At 72.8% G+C, this 26,809-nt stretch carries 16 protein-coding genes; 12 read left to right on the plus strand and 4 right to left on the minus strand.

The window, feature by feature from the left end; genetic code table 11:
* The first annotated feature begins 137 nt into the window (after positions 1-137).
* Positions 138-5,381 carry a beta-ketoacyl synthase N-terminal-like domain-containing protein gene (locus AB0K51_RS01050; RefSeq protein ID WP_363449052.1) on the plus strand — a complete coding sequence of 1,748 codons (5,244 nt, stop codon included), beginning with the start codon at positions 138-140 and terminating at the stop codon, positions 5,379-5,381.
* Between the two features lie 223 nt (positions 5,382-5,604).
* Here the strand turns inward: AB0K51_RS01050 and AB0K51_RS01055 are convergent, their stop codons facing one another.
* The gene (locus AB0K51_RS01055) at positions 5,605-6,012 is read right to left on the minus strand and encodes an SgcJ/EcaC family oxidoreductase (RefSeq protein ID WP_363449054.1); all 408 of its coding nucleotides are present in this window, start codon (positions 6,010-6,012) and stop codon (positions 5,605-5,607) included.
* Positions 6,013-6,106: 94 nt separating this feature from the next.
* Positions 6,107-7,111, minus strand: coding sequence for a methyltransferase (locus AB0K51_RS01060; protein WP_363449056.1), 1,005 nt, complete (start codon positions 7,109-7,111; stop codon positions 6,107-6,109).
* A gap of 452 nt (positions 7,112-7,563) precedes the next feature.
* Here AB0K51_RS01060 and AB0K51_RS01065 point away from each other — a divergent pair, with 452 nt between their 5' ends.
* The gene (locus AB0K51_RS01065; RefSeq protein WP_363449058.1) at positions 7,564-9,402 is read left to right on the plus strand and encodes a CRTAC1 family protein; all 1,839 of its coding nucleotides are present in this window, start codon (positions 7,564-7,566) and stop codon (positions 9,400-9,402) included.
* Positions 9,399-10,400 carry an enediyne biosynthesis protein gene (locus AB0K51_RS01070; protein WP_363449060.1) on the plus strand — a complete coding sequence of 334 codons (1,002 nt, stop codon included), beginning with the start codon at positions 9,399-9,401 and terminating at the stop codon, positions 10,398-10,400. The genes AB0K51_RS01065 and AB0K51_RS01070 overlap by 4 nt, the downstream gene beginning before the upstream one ends.
* A gap of 76 nt (positions 10,401-10,476) precedes the next feature.
* On the opposite strand, the gene AB0K51_RS01075 is transcribed toward AB0K51_RS01070, so the two are convergent.
* Positions 10,477-11,202, minus strand: a complete 726-nt coding sequence (locus AB0K51_RS01075; RefSeq protein WP_363449062.1) for a maleylpyruvate isomerase family mycothiol-dependent enzyme — start codon at positions 11,200-11,202, stop codon at positions 10,477-10,479.
* 237 nt (positions 11,203-11,439) lie between these two features.
* On the opposite strand from AB0K51_RS01075, the gene AB0K51_RS01080 reads away from it, so the two are divergent.
* From AB0K51_RS01080 to AB0K51_RS01090, 3 genes are read left to right on the plus strand one after another with little or no spacing between them, the layout of a single operon-like run.
* A complete protein-coding gene (locus AB0K51_RS01080; protein ID WP_363449064.1) occupies positions 11,440-12,408 on the plus strand; it encodes a DUF1702 family protein in 969 nt (322 codons plus the stop codon).
* A 35-nt stretch (positions 12,409-12,443) separates the two neighbouring features.
* The gene (locus AB0K51_RS01085; protein WP_363449066.1) at positions 12,444-13,415 is read left to right on the plus strand and encodes a DUF1702 family protein; all 972 of its coding nucleotides are present in this window, start codon (positions 12,444-12,446) and stop codon (positions 13,413-13,415) included.
* Positions 13,412-14,776, plus strand: coding sequence for a cytochrome P450 (locus tag AB0K51_RS01090; RefSeq protein WP_363449340.1), 1,365 nt, complete (start codon positions 13,412-13,414; stop codon positions 14,774-14,776). The genes AB0K51_RS01085 and AB0K51_RS01090 overlap by 4 nt, the downstream gene beginning before the upstream one ends.
* A gap of 309 nt (positions 14,777-15,085) precedes the next feature.
* On the opposite strand, the gene AB0K51_RS01095 is transcribed toward AB0K51_RS01090, so the two are convergent.
* Positions 15,086-15,877 carry an AraC family transcriptional regulator gene (locus AB0K51_RS01095; RefSeq protein ID WP_363449068.1) on the minus strand — a complete coding sequence of 264 codons (792 nt, stop codon included), beginning with the start codon at positions 15,875-15,877 and terminating at the stop codon, positions 15,086-15,088.
* A 426-nt stretch (positions 15,878-16,303) separates the two neighbouring features.
* Here AB0K51_RS01095 and AB0K51_RS01100 point away from each other — a divergent pair, with 426 nt between their 5' ends.
* The 6 genes from AB0K51_RS01100 to AB0K51_RS01125 all read left to right on the plus strand — a co-directional run bounded on the left by AB0K51_RS01100 (position 16,304) and on the right by AB0K51_RS01125 (position 26,807).
* Entirely contained in the window at positions 16,304-16,834 is a 531-nt protein-coding gene (locus AB0K51_RS01100) for a DUF5987 family protein (RefSeq protein WP_363449070.1), read from the plus strand.
* Positions 16,831-18,486, plus strand: a complete 1,656-nt coding sequence (locus tag AB0K51_RS01105; RefSeq protein ID WP_363449072.1) for a GMC family oxidoreductase — start codon at positions 16,831-16,833, stop codon at positions 18,484-18,486. Before AB0K51_RS01100 ends, AB0K51_RS01105 begins: the two co-directional genes overlap by 4 nt.
* Before the next feature lie 157 nt (positions 18,487-18,643).
* Positions 18,644-19,651 (plus strand): carboxymuconolactone decarboxylase family protein, encoded by a 1,008-nt coding sequence (locus tag AB0K51_RS01110; RefSeq protein WP_363449074.1) that lies wholly within the window; start codon positions 18,644-18,646, stop codon positions 19,649-19,651.
* A gap of 333 nt (positions 19,652-19,984) precedes the next feature.
* On the plus strand, positions 19,985-25,768 hold the full coding sequence (locus tag AB0K51_RS01115) for a type I polyketide synthase (RefSeq protein ID WP_363449076.1): 5,784 nt from the start codon (positions 19,985-19,987) through the stop codon (positions 25,766-25,768).
* Entirely contained in the window at positions 25,765-26,241 is a 477-nt protein-coding gene (locus AB0K51_RS01120) for an acyl-CoA thioesterase (RefSeq protein WP_363449078.1), read from the plus strand. The genes AB0K51_RS01115 and AB0K51_RS01120 overlap by 4 nt, the downstream gene beginning before the upstream one ends.
* Positions 26,241-26,807: a flavin reductase family protein gene (locus tag AB0K51_RS01125; protein ID WP_363449080.1), complete on the plus strand. Its 567-nt coding sequence runs from the start codon at positions 26,241-26,243 to the stop codon at positions 26,805-26,807. The genes AB0K51_RS01120 and AB0K51_RS01125 overlap by 1 nt, the downstream gene beginning before the upstream one ends.
* The last annotated feature ends 2 nt before the right edge of the window (positions 26,808-26,809 follow it).

Genomic DNA, 26,809 nt, shown 5'->3' on the forward strand with positions numbered 1-26,809 from the left:
GCCGATCGCCGTCGGGTGGGCTCTTCCCAAGCACACGCGAAGGGCGGGAATTCCGCCACGGGCTACATGCCGGATGTGGCGATCGCCGATTCAGATTCGCGTCGTTTCCGTTCGGTGAGCTGAAGAGGAGCGAGGACTTGGCGGAGAAAGCAGAATTCGAAGAAGCGATCGCCATCATCGGCATGAGTTGCAGGTACGCCCCGGACCTCGACTCTCCCGAGAAGTTCTGGGAATTTCTCGTCAACGGCAGCAGCACCGTCGGCGAGATGCCCGAGAAGCGCTGGAAGTCCTACGCCGCCGGCAGCCCGCAGGCGACCGCGATCATCCGGGAGACCGTCAAGCGCGGCTCGTTCCTCGACGACATCGAAGGCTTCGACGCCGACTTCTTCGGGATCTCCCCCCGGGAGGCCGACTTCCTGGACCCGCAGCAGCGGTTCATGCTGGAGCTGGCGTGGGAGGCGCTCGCCGACGGCGGCGTCGCCCCGCACACCCTGCGCGGCAGCGAGGCGGGCGTCTACGTCGCGGCGAACACCAACGACTACGGCCGCCGGCTGCTGGAGGACATCCCGCTCACCGGCGCCTACGCGGTGAACGGCACCACCTTCTACGGCATAGCCAACCGGGTCTCCTACTTCCTGGACCTGCGCGGACCCAGCATGGCGGTCGACACCGCCTGCGCCGGTTCGCTCACCGCGCTGCACATCGCCGCGCAGAGCCTGATGTCCGGTGAAACCCCGATCTCCATCGTCGGCGGCCTCAACATCATGGCCACCCCGGCGCTGAACGTGGCGCTCTACGCGGCCGGCGCGATGTCCCCCGACGGCCGCAGCAAGGCCTTCGACGAGCACGCCGACGGCTACGGCCGCGGCGAGGGCGCCGGCGTGGTGGTGCTCAAGCGCCTCTCCGACGCGCTGCGCGACGGCAACCCGGTCAAGGCGATCATCCGCGGCAGCGGCGTGTTCCAGGACGGCCGCTCCGACGGCATGATGGCCCCGAACGGCAGCGCCCAGGAGCACATGCTCCGGCAGATCTACTCCCGGGCGGGCGTCGACCCGACGACCGTCGACTACATCGAGGCGCACGGCACCGGCACGCCCACCGGCGACCGCGAGGAACTCGTCGCGCTGGCCGCCGTGTTCGGCGAGGGCCGGGACACCGCCGACCCCTGCCTGATCGGCTCGGTCAAGCCGAACGTCGGCCACGTCGAGGGCGCCTCCGGCATCACCGGCGTGATCAAGACCGTGCTCGCCATGCAGCACGAGCAGCTGCCGCCCAGCCTGCACACCGCGCCGCGCTCCGACGTCGACTGGCAGGGCGTGGGCCTGCGGCTGATCGACGGCGTCAAGCCGTGGCAGGCCGGCGGCCGCACCCGCCGGGCCGGCGTCTCGTCCTACGGCGTCGGCGGCTCGATCGCCCACCTGGTGCTCGAGGAGAGCCCGGTCGCCGCGCCGGAGCCGCCCGCCCGCGCCGGTCGGGTGCCCGCGGTCTTCCCGCTCTCCGCCGCCTCCGAGGCCGGTCTGCGCGACCTGGCCGGCTCGGTCGCCGACTGGCTGACGGAGCACCAGGAGGCCGACCTGGCCTCGATCGGGCACACCCTCGCGGTGCGCCGCTCCCACCTCGCCCAGCGGGCCGCGATCACCGCCGCCTCCACCGGGCAGCTCGCCGAGCGCCTGCGCACCCTCGCCGAGGGCGGCAGCGCCGCGGGCATCGCCACCGCCCGCACCGCCACCGCCAACACCGGCCGGACCGTCTGGGTGTTCTCCGGCCACGGCGCCCAGTGGTCCGGTATGGGCCGTCAACTGCTCGCCGAGGAACCGGTGTTCGCCACCGCGATCGACGCCCTCGGCGCGGTCTTCGAGGCCGAGCTCGGCTGGACCCCGCGCACCGCCCTGGAGAGCGGCGGCCCGTGGACCGCCGCGCACATCCAGGCCCTCACCTTCGCCGTCCAGATCGGCCTCGCCGAGGTGTGGCGCTCGCGCGGCGCCGAACCCGCCGCGGTGATCGGCCACTCGGTCGGCGAGATCGCCGCCGCCGTCGCGGCCGGCGCCCTCGACCTCGAGGACGCCGCCCGCTTCGCCTGCCGCCGGGCCGCCGCCCTGCAGCGCCTCGACGGGCGCGGCGCGATGGCGATGGTCGGCCTGTCCTTCGCCGACGCCGCGCAGCGCCTGACCGGCATCGAGGGTGTCGAGGCCGCGATCTCCGCCGCCCCCGACTCCACCGTCGTCTCCGGCGACCGCGCCGCCGTCGAACGGCTGGTCGCCGAATGGGGCGAGGCCGGCCTGTGGGTGCGCAGCGTCGACTCCGACATCGCCTTCCACAGCAGCCAGGTCGACGAGGTGCTGGCCGAAGTGGAGGCCGCCGCACGGCAGCTGACTCCGCGTCAGCCCGCGGTGGTGCTCTACTCCACCGCCCTGGACGACCCGCGCGGCGCCGACCTCCGGGACGGCGACTACTGGGCCGCCAACCTGCGCCGCCCGGTCCGCTTCACCGAGGCCGTGGAGGCCGCCGCGGCCGACGGCTACCGGCTGTTCCTGGAGATCTCCTCGCACCCGGTGGTCTCCCACTCCGTCACCGAGACGCTGCTGCACCACGGCATCGAGGACGCCGCCGTGGCCGGCACGCTGCGCCGCGGCCTCGACGAGGTGGAGACCCTGCTCGGCAACCTGGCCGTCCTGCACTGCCACGGCGCCGAGTTCGACTGGACCGCGGACCACGGCACCGGCCTTCCGCTGGAGATGCCCGCCGCGGTCTGGCAGCACCGCCCGTACTGGATCTTCCCCGAGCAGACCGGCTCCGCCGGCCTCGGCGCCGGCCACGACCCGCTCAGCCACAGCCTGCTCGGCGGCCGGATGACGGTCAGCGGCTCCCCGGCCCGGCAGGTCTGGCAGACCCGCCTCGACATGGACGTCCGCCCCTACCCGCAGAGCCACGGCCTGGTCGGCGTCGAGGTCACCCCCGCCGCCTCCATCATCAACACCTTCGCCCTGGCCGCCGGCCAGGACGAGCCGCCCGCGCTCACCGACATCGTGCTGCGCACCCCGCTCGCCGTGCAGCCGCCGCGCATCGTCCAGATCGTCCGCGAGGGCCGCGCGCTGTCGCTGTCCACCCGGCTCGCCGACGCGGCCGACGCCGACGGCGACGAGTGGATCACCCACACCACCGCCGCCTTCGACTTCTCCGCCGCGCAGCCCACCGGCCGGATCGACATGGCCGGCATCCGCAGCCGGCTGCCGCACGGCACCCTGACCAAGGCCGACGAGATGTTCGCCCGGATGGGCGTCGAGGGCTACGCCTTCCCCTGGGACTTCCAGGAGTTGCGCTACGACGAGCGCGAGCAGTTCTCGCTGCTCACCATCGAACCCGCCCCCGCCACCCGCGCCACCAGCTGGGCGCACGTCATCGACGGCGCGCTGACCATCAGCGCCATGGTGGTCTCGCCCGGCGACGCCACCACGCTGTGGATGAGCCGTGCGATCGACAAGGTCGCCTGGCGCGGCGAGCCGCCGGCCACCGTCACCGTCTACTCGGTCCGCTCCCCGCGCTCCCCGCTGGACACCGTGGACGTCTACGTCGGCGACGAGCACGGCGAGATCATCTGCGAGGTGCTCGGCCTCAAGTTCGCGGCCGTCGACCACCTCGGCACCGCGGTGCTGCCGCGCGACCTGGTGCACGAGATCGTCTGGCGCGCGCTGCCCGAGGAGGCCGCCGAGCTGGCCGCCGTCGAGCAGGCCGTGCTGATCGGCGACCCGGACGTCACCGCGGTACTCGCCAAGCAGCTGGAGATCGCCGGCGTGCCCAGCGTCGAACTCGGCCCCGACGCCGAGGGCGAACTGCGGCCCGACCTGTTCTCCCGGCCCGGCGCGGTCCTGGTCGCCCCGTCGCTCGTCGACGGCGACGAGAGCCTGGAACGGGCCACCGAGCGCTCCACCTGGACGCTGATCCGCACCGTCCAGCGGCTCGCCGGACTGCACGCCGACGCCGAGCTCGCCCCGCAGCGGATCTGGGCCATCACCAACGGCGTCCGCGACGCCCGCGAGGAGGCCACCGTCGCCCACGGCCCGCTCTGGGGCGTCGGCCGCATCGTGGCCGGCGACCACCCCGAACTCTGGGGCGGCACCGTCGACCTGACCGACCTCGGCGAGGACACCGGCAGCCAGCTGCTCACCGTCCTGCGCACCGCCGCCGGCCAGGAGGACGTCATCTCGCTGACCGCCGAGGGCACCCAGGCGGCCCGGCTCAGCCGGATCGAGCGCAGTGCCGACGGCACCCCGCTGCAGTGCGACCCGGGCGGCACCGTCATGATCACCGGCGGTCTCGGCGCCCTCGGCCTGGAGGTCGCCCGCTGGCTGGTCGAACGCGGCGCCCGCCGCCTGCTCCTGGTCGGCCGCCGCGGCCTGCCGCCGCGCGCCGAGTGGGCGAGCGTCGAGAACCCCGAGGTGCGCCGGCAGATCGACGCCGTGCTCGCCCTGGAGTCCCTCGGCGTCACCGTCCAGGCGCTGGGCCTGGACATCACCGACGCGGACGCGGTCGCCGCCGCGCTCGCCCCCGGCGCGCTCGGCCTGCCGCCGGTGCGCGGCATCGTGCACGCCGCCGGCGTGGTCAACAACGCGCTCGTCGACAAGGTCGAACTCGACGGCCTGCGCGACGTGTTGGCTCCCAAGGTGGACGGCACCCTGGTGCTGCACCGGATGTTCCCGCCCGGGTCGCTGGACTTCTTCGTCCTGTTCTCCTCCTGCGGCCAGTTCGCCCGGCTCTCCGGCCAGACCTCGTACGCGGCCGCCAACTCCTTCATGGACGCGCTCGCCGCGCACCGCAACGCCGGCGGCCACAACGACACCGTCAGCCTCGGCTGGACGGCCTGGCGCGGCGTCGGCCTCTCGGCCGACATCGCCACCACCATGTTCGAGGCCAACTCCCGTGGCCTGGAAGCCGTCTCCACCTCCGAAGCGCTCCGCGCCTGGGCCTTCGGCGACCGGTTCCAGGCCTCCTACCAGGCGATCCTGCGGGTCATCCCGACCCCGCCGCACAGCCCGAAGCTGCCGATGTTCCGGGAGCTGACGGTCTCCGACGACGCGGCCGGGCCCGCGACCGGACAGCTCTTCACCGTCGAGGGGCTGGACGAGGAGGAGGCGCTGGCCAAGGTCACCGACGAGGTGCGGGGGCAGGTCGCGGCCGAGCTCAACCTCGACCCGGCCGACGTCGACCTCAAGCGTCCGCTGGTCGAACTCGGCGTCGACTCCGTCATGACGGTCGCCCTCCGAGTGCGCCTCCAGCGCCGCTTCGGCCTGGACCTCCCGCCCACGATCCTGTGGGCCAAGCCGACCGTCTCCGCGCTGTCCGGCCACGTCCTGGAGACCCTGACGGTCCCCGTCGCAGCCTGACCCACGACAGCCCACGACCGGCCGGTTCTCCCCTCCGGGGGAGGGCCGGCCGGCTCTTTTGTGCGCCCCGGGAGGTGCCCCGTCAGGGGTGCGGGGAACTGCGCGGAGCGGAAGGACACCGACAGCAAGATCCGCCCGAGGCGGGGGGTTCCCTCCTCGGGCGGATCTCTGACGTTCAGTGGTTGCTCGCGCAGTTCCCCGCGCCCCTGCCGGGGCGTGTAGGTCAGGAGGGAATGCGGACGGGCGAGTTGTGGTAGGCGGCGATCTTCCACTCGCCGGTGGGCTGCTTGGCGAGGACCCAGGTGGCGCGGATCTCGCGGTCGGGGGCGACGGCGGTCTCGCCCGGGGCGATGACGCCGCCCTGGGTGACGAGGACGGCGGTGTCGGCGTTCAGGAAGCGGACCGAGCGCGGGGCGCCGAAGACGGTGGTGCCCTTGTACGGGCCCGCGTAGGCGGCGGTCATGAACTGCTCGATCTCGGTGCTGCTCTGCTGGAAGATGTCGCCGGGCAGGATCATCGTCCCGTCCTCGGCGAACAGGGCGGCGAAGGCGACGGCGTCGTTGTCGGCCCAGGCGGCGATCATCCGCTGCGGGACGGCGCCGACGGCCTGCTGGTCTGCGGTGGTCGTCATGGGGATCCCCAATTCTCGTTCGTAGCGGGTCGGTTGGTTGCATCGTGGTCCGACCGGCGGTGGCCGGTCATCTCTCGCGTTGCGGTTCGGCGGATCAGGCGGCGCGGAACTCGACGACCGACATGTAGCCGTAGGGGTGCACGGCGCGGACCGCGAGGCCCGCCCGGGCGCCGAGGGCGCGCAGCTGGTCCAGGCCGCGTTCGCGGCCGCCGCAGTAGGCGAGCATCCGCAGGTCCATCGTGGTGCTGGGGGACTCGCCGTCCGCGCCGATCGCCTCGATGACCAGGACGGCGCCCTTCTCGCCGGCCGCCTCCGCGCACCGCCGCAGGATCGCGACCGCGGGCTCGTCCGCCCAGTCGTGGATGATCGCGGACAGCACGTAGCCGCCCGCGCCGGCCGGCAGCTGCTCGAAGAAGCTGCCCTCGACCGCCTCGGCCCGTCCGGCGAGCCGGAGTTCGGCGAAGCGCCGACGGGCGGCGGCGACCGGGCCGGCCAGGTCGACCAGGGTGCCGCGCAGTTCGGGGTGCGCGCCGAGCAGGGCGGCGAGCAGCGCGCCGCTGCCGCCTCCCACGTCGACCACGTGGCCGAGCGCGGCCCAGTCGAACAGGTCCATCAACTCGGGGTTGTCCAGCTCCTGGTGATGACCCATCAGGTCGTCGAAGGAGGCGGACAGCGCCGGGTCGGCGGCCAGGTCGTCCCAGAACCCGAGGCCGAAGCGGACCGGGTAGGCCGGGTCGCCGGTGCGGACGGTGTGCAGCAGGTCGATGAAGCTCAGGTCGCCCTTGCCGACGGCGCCGTCCATGTCGAGCCACTTGCGGCGGCCGGCCGGATGGTCGTCGCGCAGTTGCTGGCCGAAGTCGGTCAGGCCGTAGCGGCCTTCGCGGTCGCGGACCAGCAGGTCGAGGGTGACCAGGTGCCGCAGCAACCGGTCGAGTGCGTCGGTGTCCGCGCCGATCGCGGCGGCCAGGTCCGCGGCGGTGCGCGGCTCCCCGGTGAGGTGGTCGGCGACCCTCAGCGTGGCGGCGGTGCGGACCGCCATCGGGGTCGCCAGGTCCGCCATTGCCCGCAGCCCGAGGCGGGCCGGTGCGTGCTGCGCCATGATGCGCGCCCTCCCTTCGTCACTGGTGAGCGTAGGCGCGCAAAGGGCTCGCGGATTTATTCCCGAGTGCTGAAGAAGGGGGCGCTGCCTGCACGGAGCGTCCGGTGAGCAACGCGGAAGAAGCCGCCGTCCCGGGCCCCGGGCATCCTCAACCGTGAGCCTGGCGAGTGGAGTCGCGGTTCTCCTTCGTCATGGTCGTGCAGCTGCGGATTCCCGGGGTGCGTCGATTTCCAGACAGCCGGAGGGATTCACCGCGCCCGTGCGCACGGCGCGAGCTATGGACCACGTTGACCAGTGGAGAGGGGAACTCGGTGGCTTCTCGTGAGCGATTCCGAAAACTGATTCCGGGCCTGGCGGTGATTCTCGTCGCCGTCTCGTTGTTTTTCACGGTCCGAACCTCGGTGGCGGCGGCCGACGGGGACGCGGTCGCCAAGAAGTACAGTTTCAAGGAAATGCCGATCGCGATGCCGCCGGGTTATGAGAACCGGCCGATGGCGACGGTCCGCGAGGTCAATCCGGCGTACCAGAAGATCCGGTCCTGGATCTCCTCGGTCGGCGCCAGCATCGCCATCAACGACCTGACCGGGCACGGTCTGGCCGACGGCATGTGCATCGTCGACACCCGTACCAACGCGGTGGTGGTCACCTACACGCCGACCGCGCGGCAGGCCGACCAGTTCACGCCGTTCACGCTGGACGCGGCGCCGCTGCCGATCGACAACACCATGGCGCCGACCGGCTGCACGCCGGGCGACTTCAACGGTGACGGTCGCACCGACCTGCTGGTGACGTACTGGGGCCGCACCCCGATCCTGTTCCTGGCCAAGTCGGACGCGACCGCGCTCAGCCCGACCGCCTACCAGCCGCGCGAACTGGTCGCCAGCGAGTCGCTGGACGGCAAGTACCACGGCCCGCGGTGGAACACCGACGCCGCGTACGTCGGCGACCTGGACGGCTCCGGCCACCCGGCGATCGTGATCGGCAACTACTTCCCGGACTCCGACGTCCTCGACCCGCACGGCCTGAACAACGTGGTGATGAACACCTCGCTGTCCAACGCCAAGAACGCCGGCGGCGACCACGTGCTGCGCTGGTACGACGCGACGTCGGGCACCGCGCCGACCGCCTCGTACATCGAGGAGAAGGACGCCATCCCGTACGCGCTGTCCACCGGTTGGACGCTGGCCGTCTCCGGCGCCGACCTGACCGGTGACGCGCTGCCGGAGCTGTACATCGCCAACGACTTCGGCCACGGCCACCTGCTGTACAACCGCTCCACGCCGGGGAAGATCCGCTTCTCCGAGGCGAAGGGCGAGCGCAACCCGGGCACCCCGAAGTCCTTCCAGCTCGGCAACGGCTCGTTCAAGGGCATGGGCGTCGACTTCGGCGACCTCGGTCACAACGGCAACTTCGACATGGTGGTCAGCAACATCACCGTGGCCTGGGGCCTGGAGGAGTCCAACTTCGTCTGGATCAACAAGGCGAAGGACGAGGCGGACATGAAGGCCAAGCTGGAGGACGGCGTCGCCCCGTTCAAGCAGGAGGCCCAGGAGCACGGCATGGCCTGGACCGGCTGGGGCTGGGACGTGAAGATGGCCGACTTCAACAACAGCGGCGACCTGTCCGTCGTGCAGACCGACGGCTTCGTCAAGGGCGACATCGACCGCTGGCCGTGGCTGCAGGAGATGGCCATGATGAACGACGACCTGCTCTCCAACCCGGCGATGTGGCCCAACGTCCAGCCCGGCGACGACATCGCCGGCGACGAGTCGCTGGCCTTCTACGCCAAGACCGACGGCGGCGAGTACACCAACATCGGCGAGCAGCTCGGCCTGGACGTGAAGATCCCGACCCGGGCGCTGGCCACCGGCGACACCACCGGCAAGGGCGTGCTGGACTTCGCGGTCGCCCGCCAGTGGGGCCCGCCCGCCTTCTACGCCAACACCTCGCCGGGCGTGGGCGACTACCTGAACCTGCGGCTGTTCCACCCCACCGACAAGAGCACCGCGGGCCAGGGCCTGGCCGGCACCGGCATCCCCGCCTACGGCGCCACGGTGAAGGTCACCACCCCGAACGGCACCCAGGTCTCCCAGCTCGACGGCGGCGGCGGCCACGGCGGCTTCCGCTCCTTCGACGTCCACTTCGGCCTCGGCAGCTACATGGGCCCGGTCGACGCGATGGTGTGCTGGCGGGACGCCTCCGGGATGCACGAGAAGACCCTCAAGCTCGACCCCGGCACCCACACCCTGATGCTGAACGGCGACGCCGCCCAGGAGGTTACGACCCGATGACCGCGACAGCCCAACCCGCCACCACGGCCCCGGCGCCCGCGCCGGCCGCCAAGCCCAAACCCGATCCGCGCTACCTGGCGCTGCGCAACTTCGCCATCTCCATCAGCGTCTTCAACACCTTCGGCTACACGCTGCTCGGCTTCGAGCAGCCCTGGCTGTGGCCGTTCATCGCGGTCGCCACCGGCTACACCGCCGAGCTGGTGTTCGAGATGATCAGCTCCTGGGCCTACCGCCGCCCGCCGCGCTTCACCGGCCGCGGCTTCCGGGGCCTGTACGAGTTCCTGCTGCCGGCCCACATCACCGCACTGGCCGTCAACATGCTGACGTACGGCAACAACCAGCTGCTGCCGATCATCTTCGGCGTGATCATCGGCGTCGGCGGCAAGCACGCCCTGCAGGCCCCGGTGGCCGGCCGGATGCGGCACTTCATGAACCCGTCCAACTTCGGGATCACCGTGCTGCTGCTGTGCTTCGGCTCGTGGTTCTCGATCGCCCCGCCGTACCAGTTCACCGAGAACGCCAACACCTACTTCCGGGTGATGATCCCGCTGATCATCGCCACCGCCGGCACCGTGATCAACGCGCTGCTCACCAAGCGTACCCCGCTGATCGTCGGCTGGCTCGGCGCGTTCGCCATCCAGGCGTTCCTCCGCCACTGGATCTGGGACGTCTCGCTGTTCTCCGCGCTCGGCGTGATGACCGGTGTGGCCTTCGTGCTGTTCACCAACTACATGATCAGCGACCCGGGCACCACGCCCACCAAGGGCATGGCGCAGTTCATGTTCGGCTCCTCGGTCGCCTTCGTGTACGCCATCCTGATGGTCTTCAACGTGGTCTACACGCTGTTCTTCGCCACCAGCCTGGTCTGCCTGCTGCGCGGCCTCGGCTGGTGGGTCGCCCACCTGATCCAGAAGCGCCGGGCCGCCGCGTCCTGGGCCCCGACCCAGCAGACCGCGCGGGTCGAGAGCACCAACCAGACCGGCGCCGTCGCCGCCTGACCGACCGCCACCCGGAGGGGAGACGGGGCCGCCACCGCATTCCAGCGGTGGCGGCCCCGCCGCGTGTCACCCCCCGTCAGCTCCCGGTCGCCAGCGGCTCGCTGGCGGTGCTCGGCACCGTGAACGGCCCCCAGGTGAAGGCCGGCAGCCAGGCCTCCGGCGCGTCGCTCCACTCCAGCGCGGCGATCTGTTCGGCGGTGCGCCGCCCGGTCAGCGAGCGCAGCAGGTCGTGCCGGTGCCCGGTCACGGTGACGGCCGGCTCGCCGTCCCCGGCCACCCACCCGGCGCCCGGGGTGGCCAGCCGCACCGCCGGAAGCCCGTGCGTGCGCACCGAGTTGGCCAGCCCCCGGACCACCAGGTCGATCGAGGTCGGGTAGCTCGGATGGTCGACCGGCACCGGCTCGCCGAGCGCGAACCGGACGTCGATCTCGTGGGTGAACGCGTCCATGGTGAGCATCGCGTGCCGCAGCTCCCACGCGTTGCCGAGCACCCGGATGATCGGCTCCTCCAGCCGCTCCCACTCCTCCAACAGGCCGGCCAGGCCCGGTACCTGCTGGTGCGGCACCAGCCACAGGTCGACCGGGTCCTGGGCGGCGAACGAGCGGCCGACCTCCACCAGGTGCCCCACCACGTCGGACACGGTCCAGCCCGGGCAGGCGGGTACCGGAAGTCCGGCCGCCTCCGGACGGGCCTGCAGCAGGGCGGTCACGTTCTGCCGGGCCCGGCGGTAGGCGAGCGCGCCCGGCACCCGCTCCCAGTGCTCCGGCGCCGGTGCCTCGGCCTGGCTCTGACGGGACGTCATCTGTCGTACTCCTTAGGGTCGACGGTTGGGGAACGCGGAACTGATCCCACCTCAGAAACGCTCCACGGGCCAGTAATTGCACCCTGCACATGCCGCCCGCGACAACGCGGCCCGGCCCGCCCGGCAAGCCCGAAGACGCCCCCGGCCGCCCGGCGCAACCGCGGAGATGCGTCGCCGTCCGGCGCTCCGCGAGCATGGAGGGGCCGTCACTCGGGGCGGCCGGGCAGGGAGGGCATTGTGCCGACCACTTTCGGATCGCTGCGCCGGCTGCTGCTGGCGCCGTCGCTCGCATCGGTGACCTTCGAGGGACGCGGCTTCCCGGTGACGCCGACCCCCGCCACCCGGCGGCTGGAGGCCGTCCCGCAGGCCGTCGTCTGCGGATTCGAGTGGGGCATCGACGCGCGCAGCCAGTGGGAGGTGGAACGCCGCCTCGAGCTGGTCGACGCCGACCAGCGCGGCTTCGCCTACGAGGGCGCGACCATGGCGTTCACCATCCTCGACACCATGGGCCGCGGCCACCGCACCCGGGACCTGCTCGACGGCCCCGGCAAGCCGCACATATTCCTGGCGTACATCGGCATCGGCTTCGCGATGGCCCGGCTGCCCAGGCCGGTGTGGAAGAAGGTGCTGCCCGAGCTGAGCAGCCCCTACCACCCGGTGATGAGCTGGCTCGCGGTCGACGGCTACGGCTTCGACCTCGCGTACTTCCACACCCGCCGCTGGATCGACGAGCAGCGCCGCCCCGCCCCGTACCCGTGGCAGGGCGCACCCGGCTACTTCCACCGGGCCGTCGACCAGGGCATCGGGCGGGCGCTGTGGTTCATCAACGGCGGCAACCCCGAACAAGTCGGCTCCGCGGTACGGAAGTTCGACGGCAGCCGGCAGGCTGACCTGTGGAGCGGCGTCGGCCTGGCCGCCACCTTCGCTGGCGGCAGCGACGCCGCCGGACTGGACGTGCTGCACGCCGAGGCCGGCCTGCACCGGGCCGAACTCGCCCAGGGCTCGGTCTTCGCGACCAAGGCCCGCCACTACGCCGGGCACGTCCCCGAGCACAGCGCGGCGGCCTGCGCCGCGCTCACCGGGCTGACCGTCCCCGCCGCCGCCGCGCTCGCCGACGAGTGCGCCGTCGAAGCCGGTGCGGGCAGCGCCGACCGGCCCGCCTACGAGCTGTGGCGGAGCAGGCTGCACGCCCGGCTGGCGAACTGACACCCGATCAGACCACTACCCGAGGGGAGATGGCGATGGCCAGTGCACTCCTGTCGCTGCGGCGACGCCTGCTGACGCCGAGCACCACCGAGACCCTGCTCGCCAAGCGCGGCTTCCACGAGAAGACCCCGGAGGCGAAGCAGCTGCTGGAGTCCGTCGGCAGCCGCTTCCTGGAGGGCTACGGATACGCGATGGCCTCCAGCACCTCCGCCGAGGCCGAGGCGAGCCTGGAGAAGATCCCGGCCCGCTTCCGCGGCTTCGCCTACGAGGGCGCGGGAATGGGCTTCGCCATGCTCGACGGCCTGCCCACCCAGGGCCGCGGCCACGTCGAGCGCTTCCTGGCCGGCCGAGGCGGCGACCACGTCTACATGGTCTACGTCGGCATCGGCTGGGCGATGGCGCGACTGCCCAAGTTCTGCTGGCCCGACATCGACGCCCTCGACCCGCTGCTGCGCTGGCTGGTGCTCGACGGCTACGGCTTCCACCAGGCGTACTTCCGCACCGCCAAGTACGTCCACGAGCAGTACCGCGACACCGACTTCCCGTGGCCCGCCCACGACACCCCGGCCTACACCGGCAACGCCATCGACCAGGGCGTCGGCCGGGCGCTGTGGTTCGTCGGCGGCACCGACCCCGACCTGGTCGCCACCATGATCGAGAAGTACCCGAGCACCCGGCACGCCGACATGTGGGCCGGCGCAGGCCTCGCCGCCACCTACGCCGGCGGCGTCGACGAGCGCGAACTGCGCGCCTTCAAGGAGCGGGCCGGCGAGTACCGCCCGCTGCTCGCCCAGGGCAGCGCCTTCGCCGCCGAGGCCCGGCTGAAGGCCGGCAACATGATGCCGCACACCGAGCTCGCCACCCGGGTGCTGTGCGGCCTGGAGGCCGCCGACGCCGCCCGGATCACCCAGGAGACCATCACCCTGGACACCCGCGACGGCCTGCCCGCCTACGAGGTCTGGCGGCGCGCCATCGCCGACGCGCTGGTCGCCCGCGGGGGGTGCTGACCGTGGCCGCCGCCACCCGCAAGGTGCCGCCCGGACCGCCGCGCACCGCCGCCCTCGGCCTGCTGCGCAAGCTCGCCGGCGACCGCCTCGCGCTGATGCGCCTCGCCGGGGCCGAGTACGGCGACGCGGTGAAGATCGACATCGGCCCGAAGACGCTGTACTTCTTCAACCACCCCGACCACGCCAAGCACGTGCTCGCCGACAACGCCGCCAACTACCACAAGGGCATCGGGCTGATCCAGGCCCGCCGCGCCCTCGGCAACGGGCTGCTCACCAGCGAGGGCGAACTCTGGCGCAAGCAGCGGCGGTTGATCCAGCCCGCGTTCCAGCACAAGCGGATCGTCCAGCAGGCCGACGTGGTCGCCGAGGAGGCCGCCAAGCTGGTCAGCCGGCTGCGCGCGCACGAGGGCGGCGGACCGGTCGACCTGACCACCGAGCTGACCGGCCTGACCCTCGGCGTGCTCGGCCGCACCCTGCTCGACGTCGACCTCGCCGCCTTCGAGTCGGTCGGCCACGACTTCGAGGCCGTCCAGGACCAGGCGATGTTCGACATGGTCACCATGGGCATGGTCCCGGAGTGGGTGCCGCTGGCCAAGCAGCGGCGCTCCCGCCAGGCCCGCGAGAGCCTGCAGGTCGTGGTGGACCAGCTGGTCGCCGACCGGATGGCACGCCCCGGCGCCGACCAGGGCGACGACGCGCTCAGCCGGCTGATCGTCTCCACCCGCGAGGAGGCCGACCCCGCCGTCGGCCGCCAGCGCATGCGCGACGAACTGGTCACCCTGCTGCTGGCGGGCCACGAGACCACCGCCTCCACCCTCGGCTGGACCTTCTACCTGGCGGACCGTCACCCCGAGGTGATGGACCGGCTGCACGCCGAGGCCGTCGAGGTGCTCGGCGACCGGCTGCCCGAGTTCGAGGACCTGCCGAAGCTGAAGTACACCGGCATGGTGCTGGAGGAGGTCATGCGGCTCTACCCGCCGGTGTGGATCCTGCCGCGGCTGTCGCAGGCCGACGACGAGGTCGGCGGCTACCACGTGCCGGCCGGATCCGACGTGCTGATCTGCCCCTACACCCTGCACCGGCACCCCGGATTCTGGGACGCCCCGGACCAGTTCGACCCGGAGCGGTTCGACCCGGTGCGCTCGCACGACCGCCCGCGCTACGCCTACATCCCCTTCGGTGCCGGCCCGCGCTTCTGCGTCGGCAACCACCTCGGGCTGATGGAGGCCACCTTCACGGTCGCCCTGATCGCCCGGGACCTGCGGCTCGCCAAGGTCCCCGGCCACCGCGTGGTGGCCGAGCCGATGCTGTCGCTGCGGATGGGCGGCGGCATGCCGGTCACCGTCCACGCCGCGCGCTGACGCCCCGTTCTCCGCCGGCGGCCGCTGGGTGCGCGGCCGTCGCCGGGCCCACCTGGAAGCCCCCCGCAGCCTGCTGCGGGGGGCTTCCACGTGGGCCGGGCCCCAGCGGGGCCCGGGCGGCGCTCTGCAGGGCTATGCGGGCCCGTGCAGGGCCATGCGGCAGTGCGTAGGCGGGGGCCGTCCGGCCAACCGGCCGGACGGGCCCCGCCTCTGACGCTCCCTCACTCGGATCTGACGCTCAGTCGGGTGGCCGACGGCCGGTCAGCAGATGTCGGCGGCTGCCCGTCCCGCCGCAGCTGTGACGGAGGGTCAGCCGACGTCCGCCACCGGGTGGTCCTGCTCCATGGCGGCGATCGCCTCGAACGCCGCCGAGCGGACGTCCAGCAGGGCCAGCAGCACCGGCGGGTCCAGCGCGCGGATCGGGCGCAGCCGCAGCTCGATCGGCAGCAGGGGGACGTTCGGCCGGGCCTCGATCGGGCCGATCGAGCCGACGAAGACCTCGCGGTCCCCGGTCAGCACCTCGTCGCAGGAGGCCGGCACCGAGTGGGCGAGCAGGTACCAGGTGCCCGGGGGCACCCGGTCGAGGGTGAAGTGTCCGGGGCGGGGCAGGACGGTACAGGCGGCCGGCCTCCCCTGCGGTATTCGGGTCGGGAACAGCCCGACGAACACCCGGCCCAGCTCGTCCGCGATCTGGGCGCGGATCTCGCCCCGCACCGTGGAGTACCCGGCGGCCGAGCGGCGGCGCGAGTCCACGACGATCTGCTCGGTGTAGCCGCCGAGTTGGCGGTACATCGTGGGGGAGACCCCGACGCTGCTGGCGAACCGGGAGCTGAACGTCCCGACGCTGTTGTAGCCCACCCGGTGGCTGATCTCGGTCACGGTGGAATCGGTTTCCAGCAGCAACCGCTTGGCCGCCTCGATGCGAATGGCCGACAGGAAACGCCTGGGCGAAACCCCGGTGACCCGCTGGAATTCTCTGGAGAAGTGAAATTTGCTGTACATCGCGGCCTGCGCCATATCGTCAATGGTCAGCAGTTCACCGAGGTTCTCGTGCATGGTATCGATGGCCCTGATCACGGCCTGCTCGATGGCTGTCTTCATTTCGCCTCCAGGGTCTCCACGGGTATGGCGACGTGCCACTCCGACACCGGATGGGGGACACGGTTCGCAGCCATGTGACGGCTGTTGTCGGAGATGCCAGAGCGAACGACTTGAGAGTCCTCTCTGGGTGGAAAAGGCGCCGAAGATATCGCGGCGATAACGATTGACGACCGTAGCAGGGCGCACATGCCAAGTGCAACGCTCGATGGGGCGTTCACCGCCGATGCTCGAAAACCGGTCATACCGGGGGGGAAGGTTTGAAGAGCCTCAGCAACGCCGAAGGTGCCCCAGGGCGGGCGGGCTCAGCATGATGCTGGAGTCGCGTCAGCGGTTTGGGCGCCCCCGCGATGCGACCCGCTTACCCGATCGAGAGCTGAGGAGGCGCCCGTGCGTGCGGGTACCCCAGATGACCGGCCTGACCGGATCATGACACTTGAGGCCTTCGCCGACACGATCGTGCCCGGCGAAAAACGATCCCCCGAAGACCGTGCGGTGGCCGGTGTCGCCCCGGGCGGCGGCGCGGTCGAGGCCGGCGCCGTCGCGTTGCTGGAAACCCCGGCCACCGGAGTCTCCGACGCGCTCGACAATTACACCGAGGCGCTCAACGGGCACGCCCTGGCGTACGCCGACGAGCACGGGCTGACGCTCGATCAGGACGTGCCGCCGTTCGTCGCGCTGGAATTCGACGACCGCACCGCGCTGGTCCGCTCGCTGGTCGCGCCGGAGCACCCGGAGAAGGAACTCTGGGTGCTGCTGACCCTGTTCAGCAACATGGCCTTCGACACCGGCGCCCACATCCACACCTCCGAGGCGATGGCGAACGGCCACCCGGGCCTGGCCGCGATGGGCTTCTCGCAGCCGGACACCGACGGGCTGTGGCGCTTCCCCGCCTTCTCCTACGGACGGCAGTTGGCCGACCTCCACCCGGACACCACACCCACAGGGAGCCCCGCATGACCCGTGGCGACAGCACCGACGTCCTGATCGTGGGCAGCGGCTTCGGCGGCGCCATCGCCGCCTACCACCTGGCGGCCGGCGGGGCGAAGGTCACCGTGCTGGAGCGCGGGCCGTGGCTGGAGGCCGACGACTTCGAGCACGACTTCCTGCTCGGCTCCTCCTACACCCGGATCTTCGACTTCGTGGTCGGCGACGGGATGAGCCTGCTCGGCGGCAACTGCGTCGGCGGCGGCAGCGTGGTGTACTTCGCGGCCATGCCGCGCGCCCCGCGCTTCGTCTTCGAGCGCCAGGGCAGCATCGGCCGCCGGATGTGGCCGGGCGTCATCAACCGGGACACCCTCGACCCCTGGTACGACCGGGTCGTCGAGGCCCTGCCGATCACCCAGCAGGACTGGAACGACGTCACCTACGCCGGCGGCCTGTTCGCCGCGGCCTGCAACCACGCCGGCCGCACCGCCAACCCGGTGCCGGCCGCCGTCGACCGCAGCCTGTGCACCAACTGCAACTGGATGATGGCCGGTTGCAAGTTCGACGCCAAGCGCTCGCTGCTGCTCAACTACCTGCCGGCCGCGCTCGCCCACGGCGCCGAGATCCGCCCGCTGCACGAGGTCCAGCACCTGGAGCGGCTGGACGACGGCAGCTACCGGGTGCACTACAACGTCATCGACGACACCGACTACCGGGTGCACACCGACTCCGGGGCGATCGACGCCAAGATCGTCATCCTGGCGGCCGGCGCCGGTGCCACCCCGGTCATCCTGCAGCGCTCGGAGGCGACCCTCGGCACCATGCCGCACGCGGTGGGCCGCTACTTCTCCGGCAACGGCGAGCGCCTCAACACGGCCATCATCGACGAGGAGAAGGCCGCCAACCTGCTCGGCCTCAAGCGCGAGAACGGCCAGGCCTACGCGGCCAACCAGATCGGCAAGGGCCCGGTCGTCGCGAGCTGGGACAACCTGGACGGCTCGCTGCCCGAGCACTCCCGCTTCTCCCTGGAGCAGCTGTACTTCCCGCCCGGCTTCGGCACCATCCTGGCGCAGGTGCCGGACGCCACCGGGCCGAGCTGGTTCGGCAAGGAGAAGAAGGAACTGGTCAAGCAGTGGCAGTCCTGGCTGACCATCTTCACCATGGTCGAGGACGACAACGAGGGAGTCTTCGGCCCGCCGCCGGCCCGCGGCAACGCCGACCGGATCTCCCAGCAGATGCTCGGCCGCGGCACCATCAGCTACCGGCCGACCGCCAACACCCTGCGCGGCTGGGCGGAGTCGGACGCCGTGGTCAAGGACATCATGGAGCGCGACGGCCTGGCCAAGGTGATGCCCTGGACCAACGACGTGGTCGGCGCCTACACCGTCCACCCGCTGGCCTCCTGCCGGATCGGTGACGACCCGGCCACCTCGGCCCTCGACGACCGCCAGGAACTCCGCGGCCACCCGGGCATCTTCGTCACCGACGGCTCCGCGGTGCCCGGCGCGCTCACCGTCAACCCGGCGCTGACCATCTCGGCGCTGGCCGAGCGGGCCATCCCGGGCATCGTCAAGGCCGCCCAGGAACGCGGCGTCAAGGTCAGCTACGGCGCCCCCTCCCCGGACGGCTCCACCAGCGGCCGGCGCGGCGTCCAGTCCCAGCTCCCGCTGCTGATGCGGGACTAGGCACGGCGTTCCGCAGCGACACCACCACCCGCCGGGCCGTCCCCGGGCCGGAGCCGTCCAGCGGCTCCGGTCGGACGGCCCGGCGGACCGGTTCCGAGGGTCCGTCAGTTCCCGACCCCGTGCGGCCGGGAGCGGCCGCGCAGGAAGGCAGTGCGTCATGACCTCACCCCTGCTGCGGCCGGCCATGCGCCGGGCGCTGGCGCAGATCCGGCACGTCGCCCCGGTCCGGCCCGGCCGGGCCGGACCCGACGTGGCGGCCGTCTACCGGGACGTGGAGCGGGAGTTCGGCCTGCTCGCCCCGCCGATCGCGCTGCACGCGCCCGCCCCGCCGGTGCTCGCCGCGGCCTGGGTGATCCTGCGGGAGACCCTGGTCGCGGGCGGCCGGGTCGGGCGCGCCGAGAAGGAGGCGGTGGCCGCCGCCGTGTCGGCCGCCAACGAGTGCCCCTACTGCGTCACCGTGCACGGCGCGGCGCTGGCCGCCCTGCTGCCCGAGGCGGACGCCGCCAAGACCCTCGACGGGTCGGCCGAGTGGCTGCGGCTCGGCGGCGGCGCACCGCCGTTCCCCGCCGCGCACACCCCCGAACTGGTCGGCACCGCCGTCACCTTCCACTACCTGAACCGGATGGTCAGCCTGTTCCTGGCCGCCCAGCCGGTCCCCGACAAGGCCCCGGCGGCCGCCCGCCGGATCTTCGCCGCGGTGCTCGGCCGGATCGTCCGGGAGGGCGTCCGGCAGCCCCCGGTGGCCGGCGGGTCGCTCGACCTGCTGCCCTCCGCGCCGCTCCCCGCCGACCTGAGCTGGGCCGCCGCGACCCCGACCGTCGCCGGGGCGTTCGCCCGCGCCGCCGCCGTCGCCGAGCAGGCCGCGGACCGCTCCGTCGCCGACCCCGTCCGGCAGCTGCTGGCCGCCGAACTCGCCGCCTGGGACGGCCGCCCGCCGGGCATCAGCCGCGGCTGGGTGGAGCGGGCCGTCGCCGGGCTACCCGAGGAGCACCGCCCGGCCGGACGGCTGGCGCTGCTCACCGCGATCGCCGCCTACCAGGTCGACGACGAGCTGATCGCCGCGTTCCGGCGGCAGCACGCCGGCGATCGGCCGCTGATCGAGCTCACCTCCTGGGCGGCGCTGTCGGCCGCCCGCGAGCTGGGCGCCCGGCTGGCCGCCGCCTGACGGGCCGTCAGCGGCCCGCAGCGCGGCCCCGGAGCCCCCGCCGACCGGCGGGGGCTCCGTCGTGTGCGCCCTGACGGGTAATCGGGAATCACGGCGTTATGGAATCCCGGCGGCCGTGATGACACCGTTATGGAATGCCGGGCCCCGGCGAATCACGGCGTTATGGAATCCCGGCGCAGTGGAATCACGGCGTTATGGAATTGGCGAGACCCCCCGGTGGAGGGGGAAAGCACTCCGGAAGATGGCATCCGGCGGGCGTCGGGCGCAGGCTTGATCGGTATAAGGGGCGCAGTGAGACCCGCCGGCAATTCATCTCCAGGGGGCGGTGAATATATGAGCAGTCAGCGGATCGCTATCGTCGGAATCGGCCTCCGCTATCCGGACGCGAATTCTCCGGGTGAACTGTGGGAAAACGTTCTGGGTGGTCGAAGGGCATTCCGGAGGCTGCCGGACGAACGCATGAACCATGCCGACTACTGGTCGGCGGACCGCAATGCACCGGACCGCTTCTACGCGTCGAAGGCCGCGGTTCTGCGGGATTTCGAGTTCGACCGGATCAAATACAGTGTCGCCGGAAGTACCTATCGATCGACCGACCTGACGCACTGGCTGGCGCTGGACGTGGCCGCCCAGGCGCTCGCGGACGCCGGCTTCCCGGACGGCGAGGGACTGCCCCGGCAGGCCACCGGCGTGGTCGTCGGCAACAGCCTGACCGGCGAGTTCTCCCGGGCCAACATCATGCGGCTGCGCTGGCCGTACGTGCGGCGCACGGTCGCCGCCGCACTGGCCGGGCAGGGCTGGGACGAGACCGAGACCGCGACCTTCCTCAAGGGCCTCGAGGTCCAGTACAAGGCGCCGTTCCCGGCGATCGACGAGGACTCGCTGGCCGGCGGCCTGGCCAACACCATCGCCGGCCGGATCTGCAACTACTTCGACCTGCGCGGCGGCGGCTACACCGTCGACGGCGCCTGCTCGTCCTCGCTGCTGTCGGTGGTCACCGCCGCCAAGGCGCTGGACGACGGCGACCTGGACGTGGCGGTGGCCGGCGGCGTCGACCTGTCGATCGACCCGTTCGAGGTGATCGGCTTCGCCAAGACCGGCGCGCTGGCCACCGGCGAGATGAAGGTCTACGACAAGGACTCCAACGGCTTCTGGCCCGGCGAGGGCTCCGGCATGCTGGTCCTGATGCGCGAGGACGACGCCCTCGCGCAGGGCAAGCGGATCTACGCCACCATCGCCGGCTGGGGCATCTCCTCCGACGGCAAGGGCGGCATCACCCGGCCCGAGGCCGGCGGCCACCGCCTCGCCATCTCCCGCGCCTACGGCCGGGCCGGCTACGGCGTGGAGAGCGTCTCCTACTTCGAGGGCCACGGCACCGGAACCGCGCTCGGCGACGCCACCGAGATCGAGGCGCTGTCCTCGGCCCGGCGGGGCGCCGACCCGACCGCCCGCCCGGCCGCCCTCGGCACCGTCAAGGGCAACTTCGGGCACACCAAGGCCGCCGCCGGCGTCGCCGGCCTGATCAAGGCCGCGCTCGCCGTCCACCACCAGGTGATCCCGCCGGCCACCGGCCACTTCGCGACCCACCCGAAGCTGCAGGGCGAGGACGCCGCGATGTACATCCCGCGGCGGGCCGAACTCTGGCCCGCCGACCAGCCCGTGCGGGCCGGCGTGTCCGCGATGGGCTTCGGCGGCATCAACACCCACATCGCCGTCACCCAGGCCCCCGGAGCGGAACGCCGCACCAGCCTGGACGCCGGCACCGAGCGCCTGGTGGCCGGCCGGCAGGACGCCGAACTGCTGCTGCTCGACGCCGCCGACCCGGCCTCGCTGCGCGCCGACGCGGAACGCCTGCTGGCCGTCACCGCCAAGCTCGCGATGGCCGAACTGGCGGACCTGGCCGCGCAGCTGACGCAGCGTCTGACCGGTGCGCCGGTGCGCGCCGCGATCGTCGCGACCTCCCCGGACGACGCCGTCCGCGGGCTGGAGCGGCTCGTCACCCTGCTGGACTCCGGCGCCCGCGAGGCGTTCTCCACCGGCGAGGGCGTCTTCCTCGGCCGGGCCCGCACCGCACCGAAGATCGCCTACCTGTTCCCCGGCCAGGGCTCCGGCCGCGGCACCACCGGCGCGCTGCGCAACCGGTTCGCCGCCGCCGAGGAGCTGTACGCCGCACTGCCCGCCGGCGACGACCAGGTCGCCACCGAGTTCGCCCAGCCGCGGATCGTCACCGGTTCGCTCGCCGCGCTGCGGGTGCTCGACCGGCTCGGCATCCAGGCCGCCACCGCCGTCGGCCACAGCCTCGGCGAACTCACCGCCCTGCACTGGGCCGGTGCCATGACGGAGCGCCAGGTGCTGGAGCTCGCCACCGTGCGCGGCCGGGTGATGGCCCAGGCCAGCCGCGGCGGCGGCGCGATGGCCGGCCTCGCCGCCACGCCCGAGCAGGCCGAGCGGCTCGCCGCCGGCCAGGACGTGGTCATCGCCGGCTACAACGGCCCCCGGCAGACCGTCGTCTCCGGTCCGGCCGAGGCCGTCGACGAGGTGGTCCGCCGGGCCGCCGCGGAGGGCACCACCGCGACCCGGCTGAACGTCTCGCACGCCTTCCACTCGCCGCTGGTCGAACAGGCCGCGGTCGCGATGGGCGAGCACCTGGCCGGCGTCGACTTCCAGGCCCCGGACCGTCCGGTCGCCTCCACCGTCACCGGCACCAGGCTCGACGCCGCCGCCGACCTGCGCACCGTGCTGCGCGACCAGGTGCTGCTGCCGGTCCGCTTCCACGAGGCCGCCGCCGAGGCGGTCGCCGACGCGGACCTCGCCGTCGAGGTCGGCCCCGGCCGGGTGCTCTCCGGCCTGCTGGCCGAGATCGCGCCGGACCGCCCGGTGCTGGCCGTCGACACCGACAGCGGCTCGCTCGGCGCGCTGCTGCGGGTGGCCGGCGCCGCCTACGTGCTCGGCGTCCCGGTCGCCGCCGGCGAACTGTACGCCGACCGCGTCATCCGGCCGCTGCCGGAGGACGGCGAGATGTCCTTCCTCGCCAGCCCGTGCGAGACCGCGCCCGCCCTCGACCTCGACCTCGCCGCTTACGAGGCGGTCGAGGTGACGACCGGTCAGGACGGGCAGGCCGAGGCGGGCGGCGAATCCACCCTGGAACTGCTGCGCCGGCTCACCGCCGAACGCGTCGAACTGCCGCCGGAGTCCGTCACCGCGGACACCCACCCGATGGACGACCTGCACCTGTCCTCGATCACGGTGGGCCAGCTGGTCAACGACGTCACCCGGGCGCTCGGCCACCCCGTGCTCGCCGCCACGCCGAACTTCGCCACCGTGCGACTCGGCGAACTGGCCGACCTGATCGACCAGTTGGCGGCCACCGCACAGGACGGAGGGACGACCGAGGCGGAGGTCCCCGGAGTCGCGCCGTGGGTGCGGCCGTTCGCCCTGGAGTACGTCCCGGCCGAACTGGTGCCGGTCCTGCTGCCGGACGCCCCGGCCGCCGAGTGGACCGCCGTCAGCACCCCGGGCCACCCGCTGGCCGAACCGCTGCGCGCGGCGCTGGCCGGCGCGGGCCTCGGCGACGGCGTGCTGCTCTGCCTGCCCGAGGAGTGCGGCAGCGAACACGCCGAGCTCTTCGTCGAGGCCGGGCGCGTGGTGCTGGAGCACAACAGCCGCCTGGTGGTCGCCCAGCGCCGGCTCGGCGCCTCCGGCTTCGCCAAGACCCTGCACCTGGAGCACCCCGACATCCCGGTCACCGTGGTCGAGCTCGACGAGCTGACGACCGAGGTGGAGGAGTCGGTGGCCCGGGTGGTCGCCGAGGCCGCCGCCACCGACGGCTTCGCCGAGGTCCGCTACGACGCCGACGGCCGGCGCACCGTCCCGGTGCTGCGGCCGACGCTGCCCGCCACCGCGGACGGCGCCTCCCCGCTCGGCCCGCAGGACGTCCTGCTGGTCACCGGCGGCGGCAAGGGCATCACCGCCGAGTGCGCCATGGCGATCGCCCAGGACTCCGGCGCGGCGCTCGCCCTGCTGGGCCGCGCCGACCCGGCCGCCGACGCCGAACTCGCCGACAACCTGGCCCGGATGACCGCCGCCGGGCTGCGGTTCCGCTACGACCGCGCCGACGTCACCGACGCCGGACAGGTCGCCGCCGCGGTGGAGCGGCTGGAGACCGAGCTCGGCCAGGTCACCGCCGTCCTGCACGGCGCCGGCCGCAACGAGCCCGCCGCGCTCGGCAGCCTCACCGCCGAGGACTTCACGCGCACCCTGGCCCCGAAGATCGACGGCCTGAAGGCGGTGCTCACCGCGGTCGACCCGGCCCGGATCAAGCTGCTGATCACCTTCGGCTCGATCATCGGCCGGGCCGGACTGCGCGGCGAGGCGCACTACTCCACCGCCAACGACTGGATGACCGAACTGACCGTCCGCTTCCAGCAGGAGAACCCGCACTCCCGGGCGCTCGCACTGGAATGGTCGGTGTGGTCCGGCGCCGGCATGGGCGAGCGGCTCGGCGTGGTCGAGGCGCTGATCCGCGAGGGCATCACCCCGATCTCCACCGAGAACGGCATCCAGGTGCTCCGCGACATCCTCGCCGACCCCGCCGCTGGCCCCGTGCTGGTGGTCTCCGGCCGCGCCGCCGGCCTGCCCACCCTCGCCCTGGAACGCCGCGAACTGCCGCTCGCCCGCTTCGTCGAGCGGGTGGTCGCGCACTACCCGGGCATCGAACTGATCACCGAGGCCGAGCTCTCCGAGGGCAGCGACCCGTACCTGAGCGACCATCAGCTCCAGGGCGACCTGCTCTTCCCCGCCGTCCTCGGCATGGAGGCGATGGCCCAGGTCGCCGCCGCGGTCAGCGGCAACGAGGGCTCGCCGCTGCTGGAGGACGTCGAGTTCCAGCGGCCGGTGGTGGTCCGCCCCGGCACCACCGCCACCGTGCGGATCGCCGCACTCGTCCAGGAGCCCGGCACCGTCGACGTGGTGCTGCGCACCGAGTCCACCGGGTACGCCGCCGACCACTTCCGGGCCCGGCTGCGCTACCCCCGGCCCGAACTCGCGGCCACCCCGGTGCCGGTGGAGTTCGAACTGCCGCCCGTCCCGGTCGACCCGGTCACCGAGCTGTACGGCAGCGTGCTCTTCCAGGGCAAGCGGTTCCAGCGGGTGATGGGCTACCGGCGGGCCTCCGCCCGGCACGCCCTCGCCGAGATCGGCACCGCCGCGCCCGCCCCCTGGTTCGGCGCCTTCCTCCCGCAGGAACAGCGCCTCGCCGACCCCGGCACCCGGGACGCCATGATGCACGGCATCCAGTGCTGCGTCCCCGACGCCACCCTGCTGCCGCAGCGCATCGAGCGGCTGTGGCTGGCCGAACGGGCCGCCCAGGACACCGAGTACGTGCTGCTGGACGCCCGCGAACGCTCCCAGGACGGCGACACCTACGTCTACGACCTGGACGTCCGCACCCCCGACGGCACCCTGGTGGAGCGCTGGCAGGGGCTCACCCTGGTCGCCGTGCAGAAGCGCGACGGCGCCGGGCCCTGGGTCCCGTCGATGCTCGGCTCCTACCTGGAGCGCTCGCTGGAGAAGGTCCTCGGCGGCAGCCGCGCGGTGGTCCTCGAACCGCAGGCCGCACCGATCACCTCCGCCGACGAGCGCCGGGCCGGCACCTCCACCGCCGTCAGCCGGGCCCTCGGCCGGCCCGCCGAACTGCGCCACCGGCCCGACGGGCGGCCCGAGGTCGACGGACACACCGTCACCGCCTCGCACGCCCAGGGCATGACCCTCGCCATGGTCGGCCAGGGCCGCCTCGCCTGCGACCTGGAAGCCGTCCTCGACCGCACCGCCGAGGACTGGGCCGGACTGCTGGGCGCCGCCCAACTCCCGGTCCGCGACCTGCTGGCCGCCGAGGCCGGCGAGGACCCGGCGATCTCCGCCACCCGGGTCTGGAGCGCGCTGGAGTGCCTGCGCAAGGCCGGCGCCACCAGCCAGGCCCTGACCGTCGAGAAGGTCCACCCGGACGGCTGGGCCCTGCTCTCCGCAGGGGACGCCCGGATCGCCACCTGGGTGACCACCATCAACGACCGGGACGAGAAGACCGTGTTCGCGGTGCTCGCCGGAAGGGAGGCCCGATGACCGGCTACTACGAGATCCGACACACCGTCGGCTTCGAGGAGACCAACCTCGTCGGCAACGTCTACTACGTCAACTACCTGCGCTGGCAGGGGCGTTGCCGGGAGATGTTCCTGAAGGAGCGGGCCCCCGAGGTGCTCGCCGACCTGCAGGACGACCTGAAGCTGTTCACCCTCAAGGTCGAGTGCGACTTCTTCGCCGAGATCACCGCGTTCGACGAGCTGTCGATCCGGATGCGGCTGGAGGAGCTGACCCAGACCCAGATCCAGTTCAGCTTCGACTACCTGCGGGTCGCGGACGACCAGGAGAACCTGGTCGCCCGCGGGCGGCAGCGGATCGCCTGCATGCGCGGACCCAACACCGCCACCGTCCCCGCCCGGGTCCCGGAGGAACTGCGCCGCGCCCTGGTGCCGTACGCCGAGAACGCCGCCGCGGCCCGCGCCCTGGCCGCGGCCGCCGCCCCCGGGCGGGCGTGATGAGCGGCCATCCCCGGGCCGGCACCACCGTGCCGGCGCCGCGCTCCCCGCAGCCGCCCGCCACCTCGGGGGCGGCCCTGCGGGAGGCGATGTCCCGGTTCGCCACCGGCATCACGGTGCTGACCACCGGCGGCGAACAGGTCCACGGGATGACGGCCAACTCGTTCACGTCGGTCTCGCTCGAACCGCCGCTGGTGCTGTGCTGCGTGGCCCGCACCGCCGTCATGCACCAGGCCATCACCACCACCCGGAGCTTCGCGGTCTCCGTCCTCGGAGCCGAACAGGAGCAGCTGGCACGGTACTTCGCCAGCCGGGACCGCCCGCTCGGAGCCGCCCAGTTCCACGGCCTCGACTGGCAGCCGGGACCGCTCACCGGCGCCCCGCTGCTCGGCAAGGCGGTGGCCCGACTGGAGTGCAAGCTCGCCGAGGCCTACGACGGCGGCGACCACTCCATCTTCCTCGGCGAGGTGCTGGCCTCGGACTGGAACACCGGGGACGACGCGCTGCTGTTCTACGGCGGCGGCTTCCACCGGGTCGGCCGCGGGCCGGCCGACCGCAACGGCTGAAC

Source organism: Kitasatospora sp. NPDC049285, assembly GCF_040678815.1.
In the GTDB taxonomy this organism is placed as follows: domain Bacteria; phylum Actinomycetota; class Actinomycetes; order Streptomycetales; family Streptomycetaceae; genus Kitasatospora.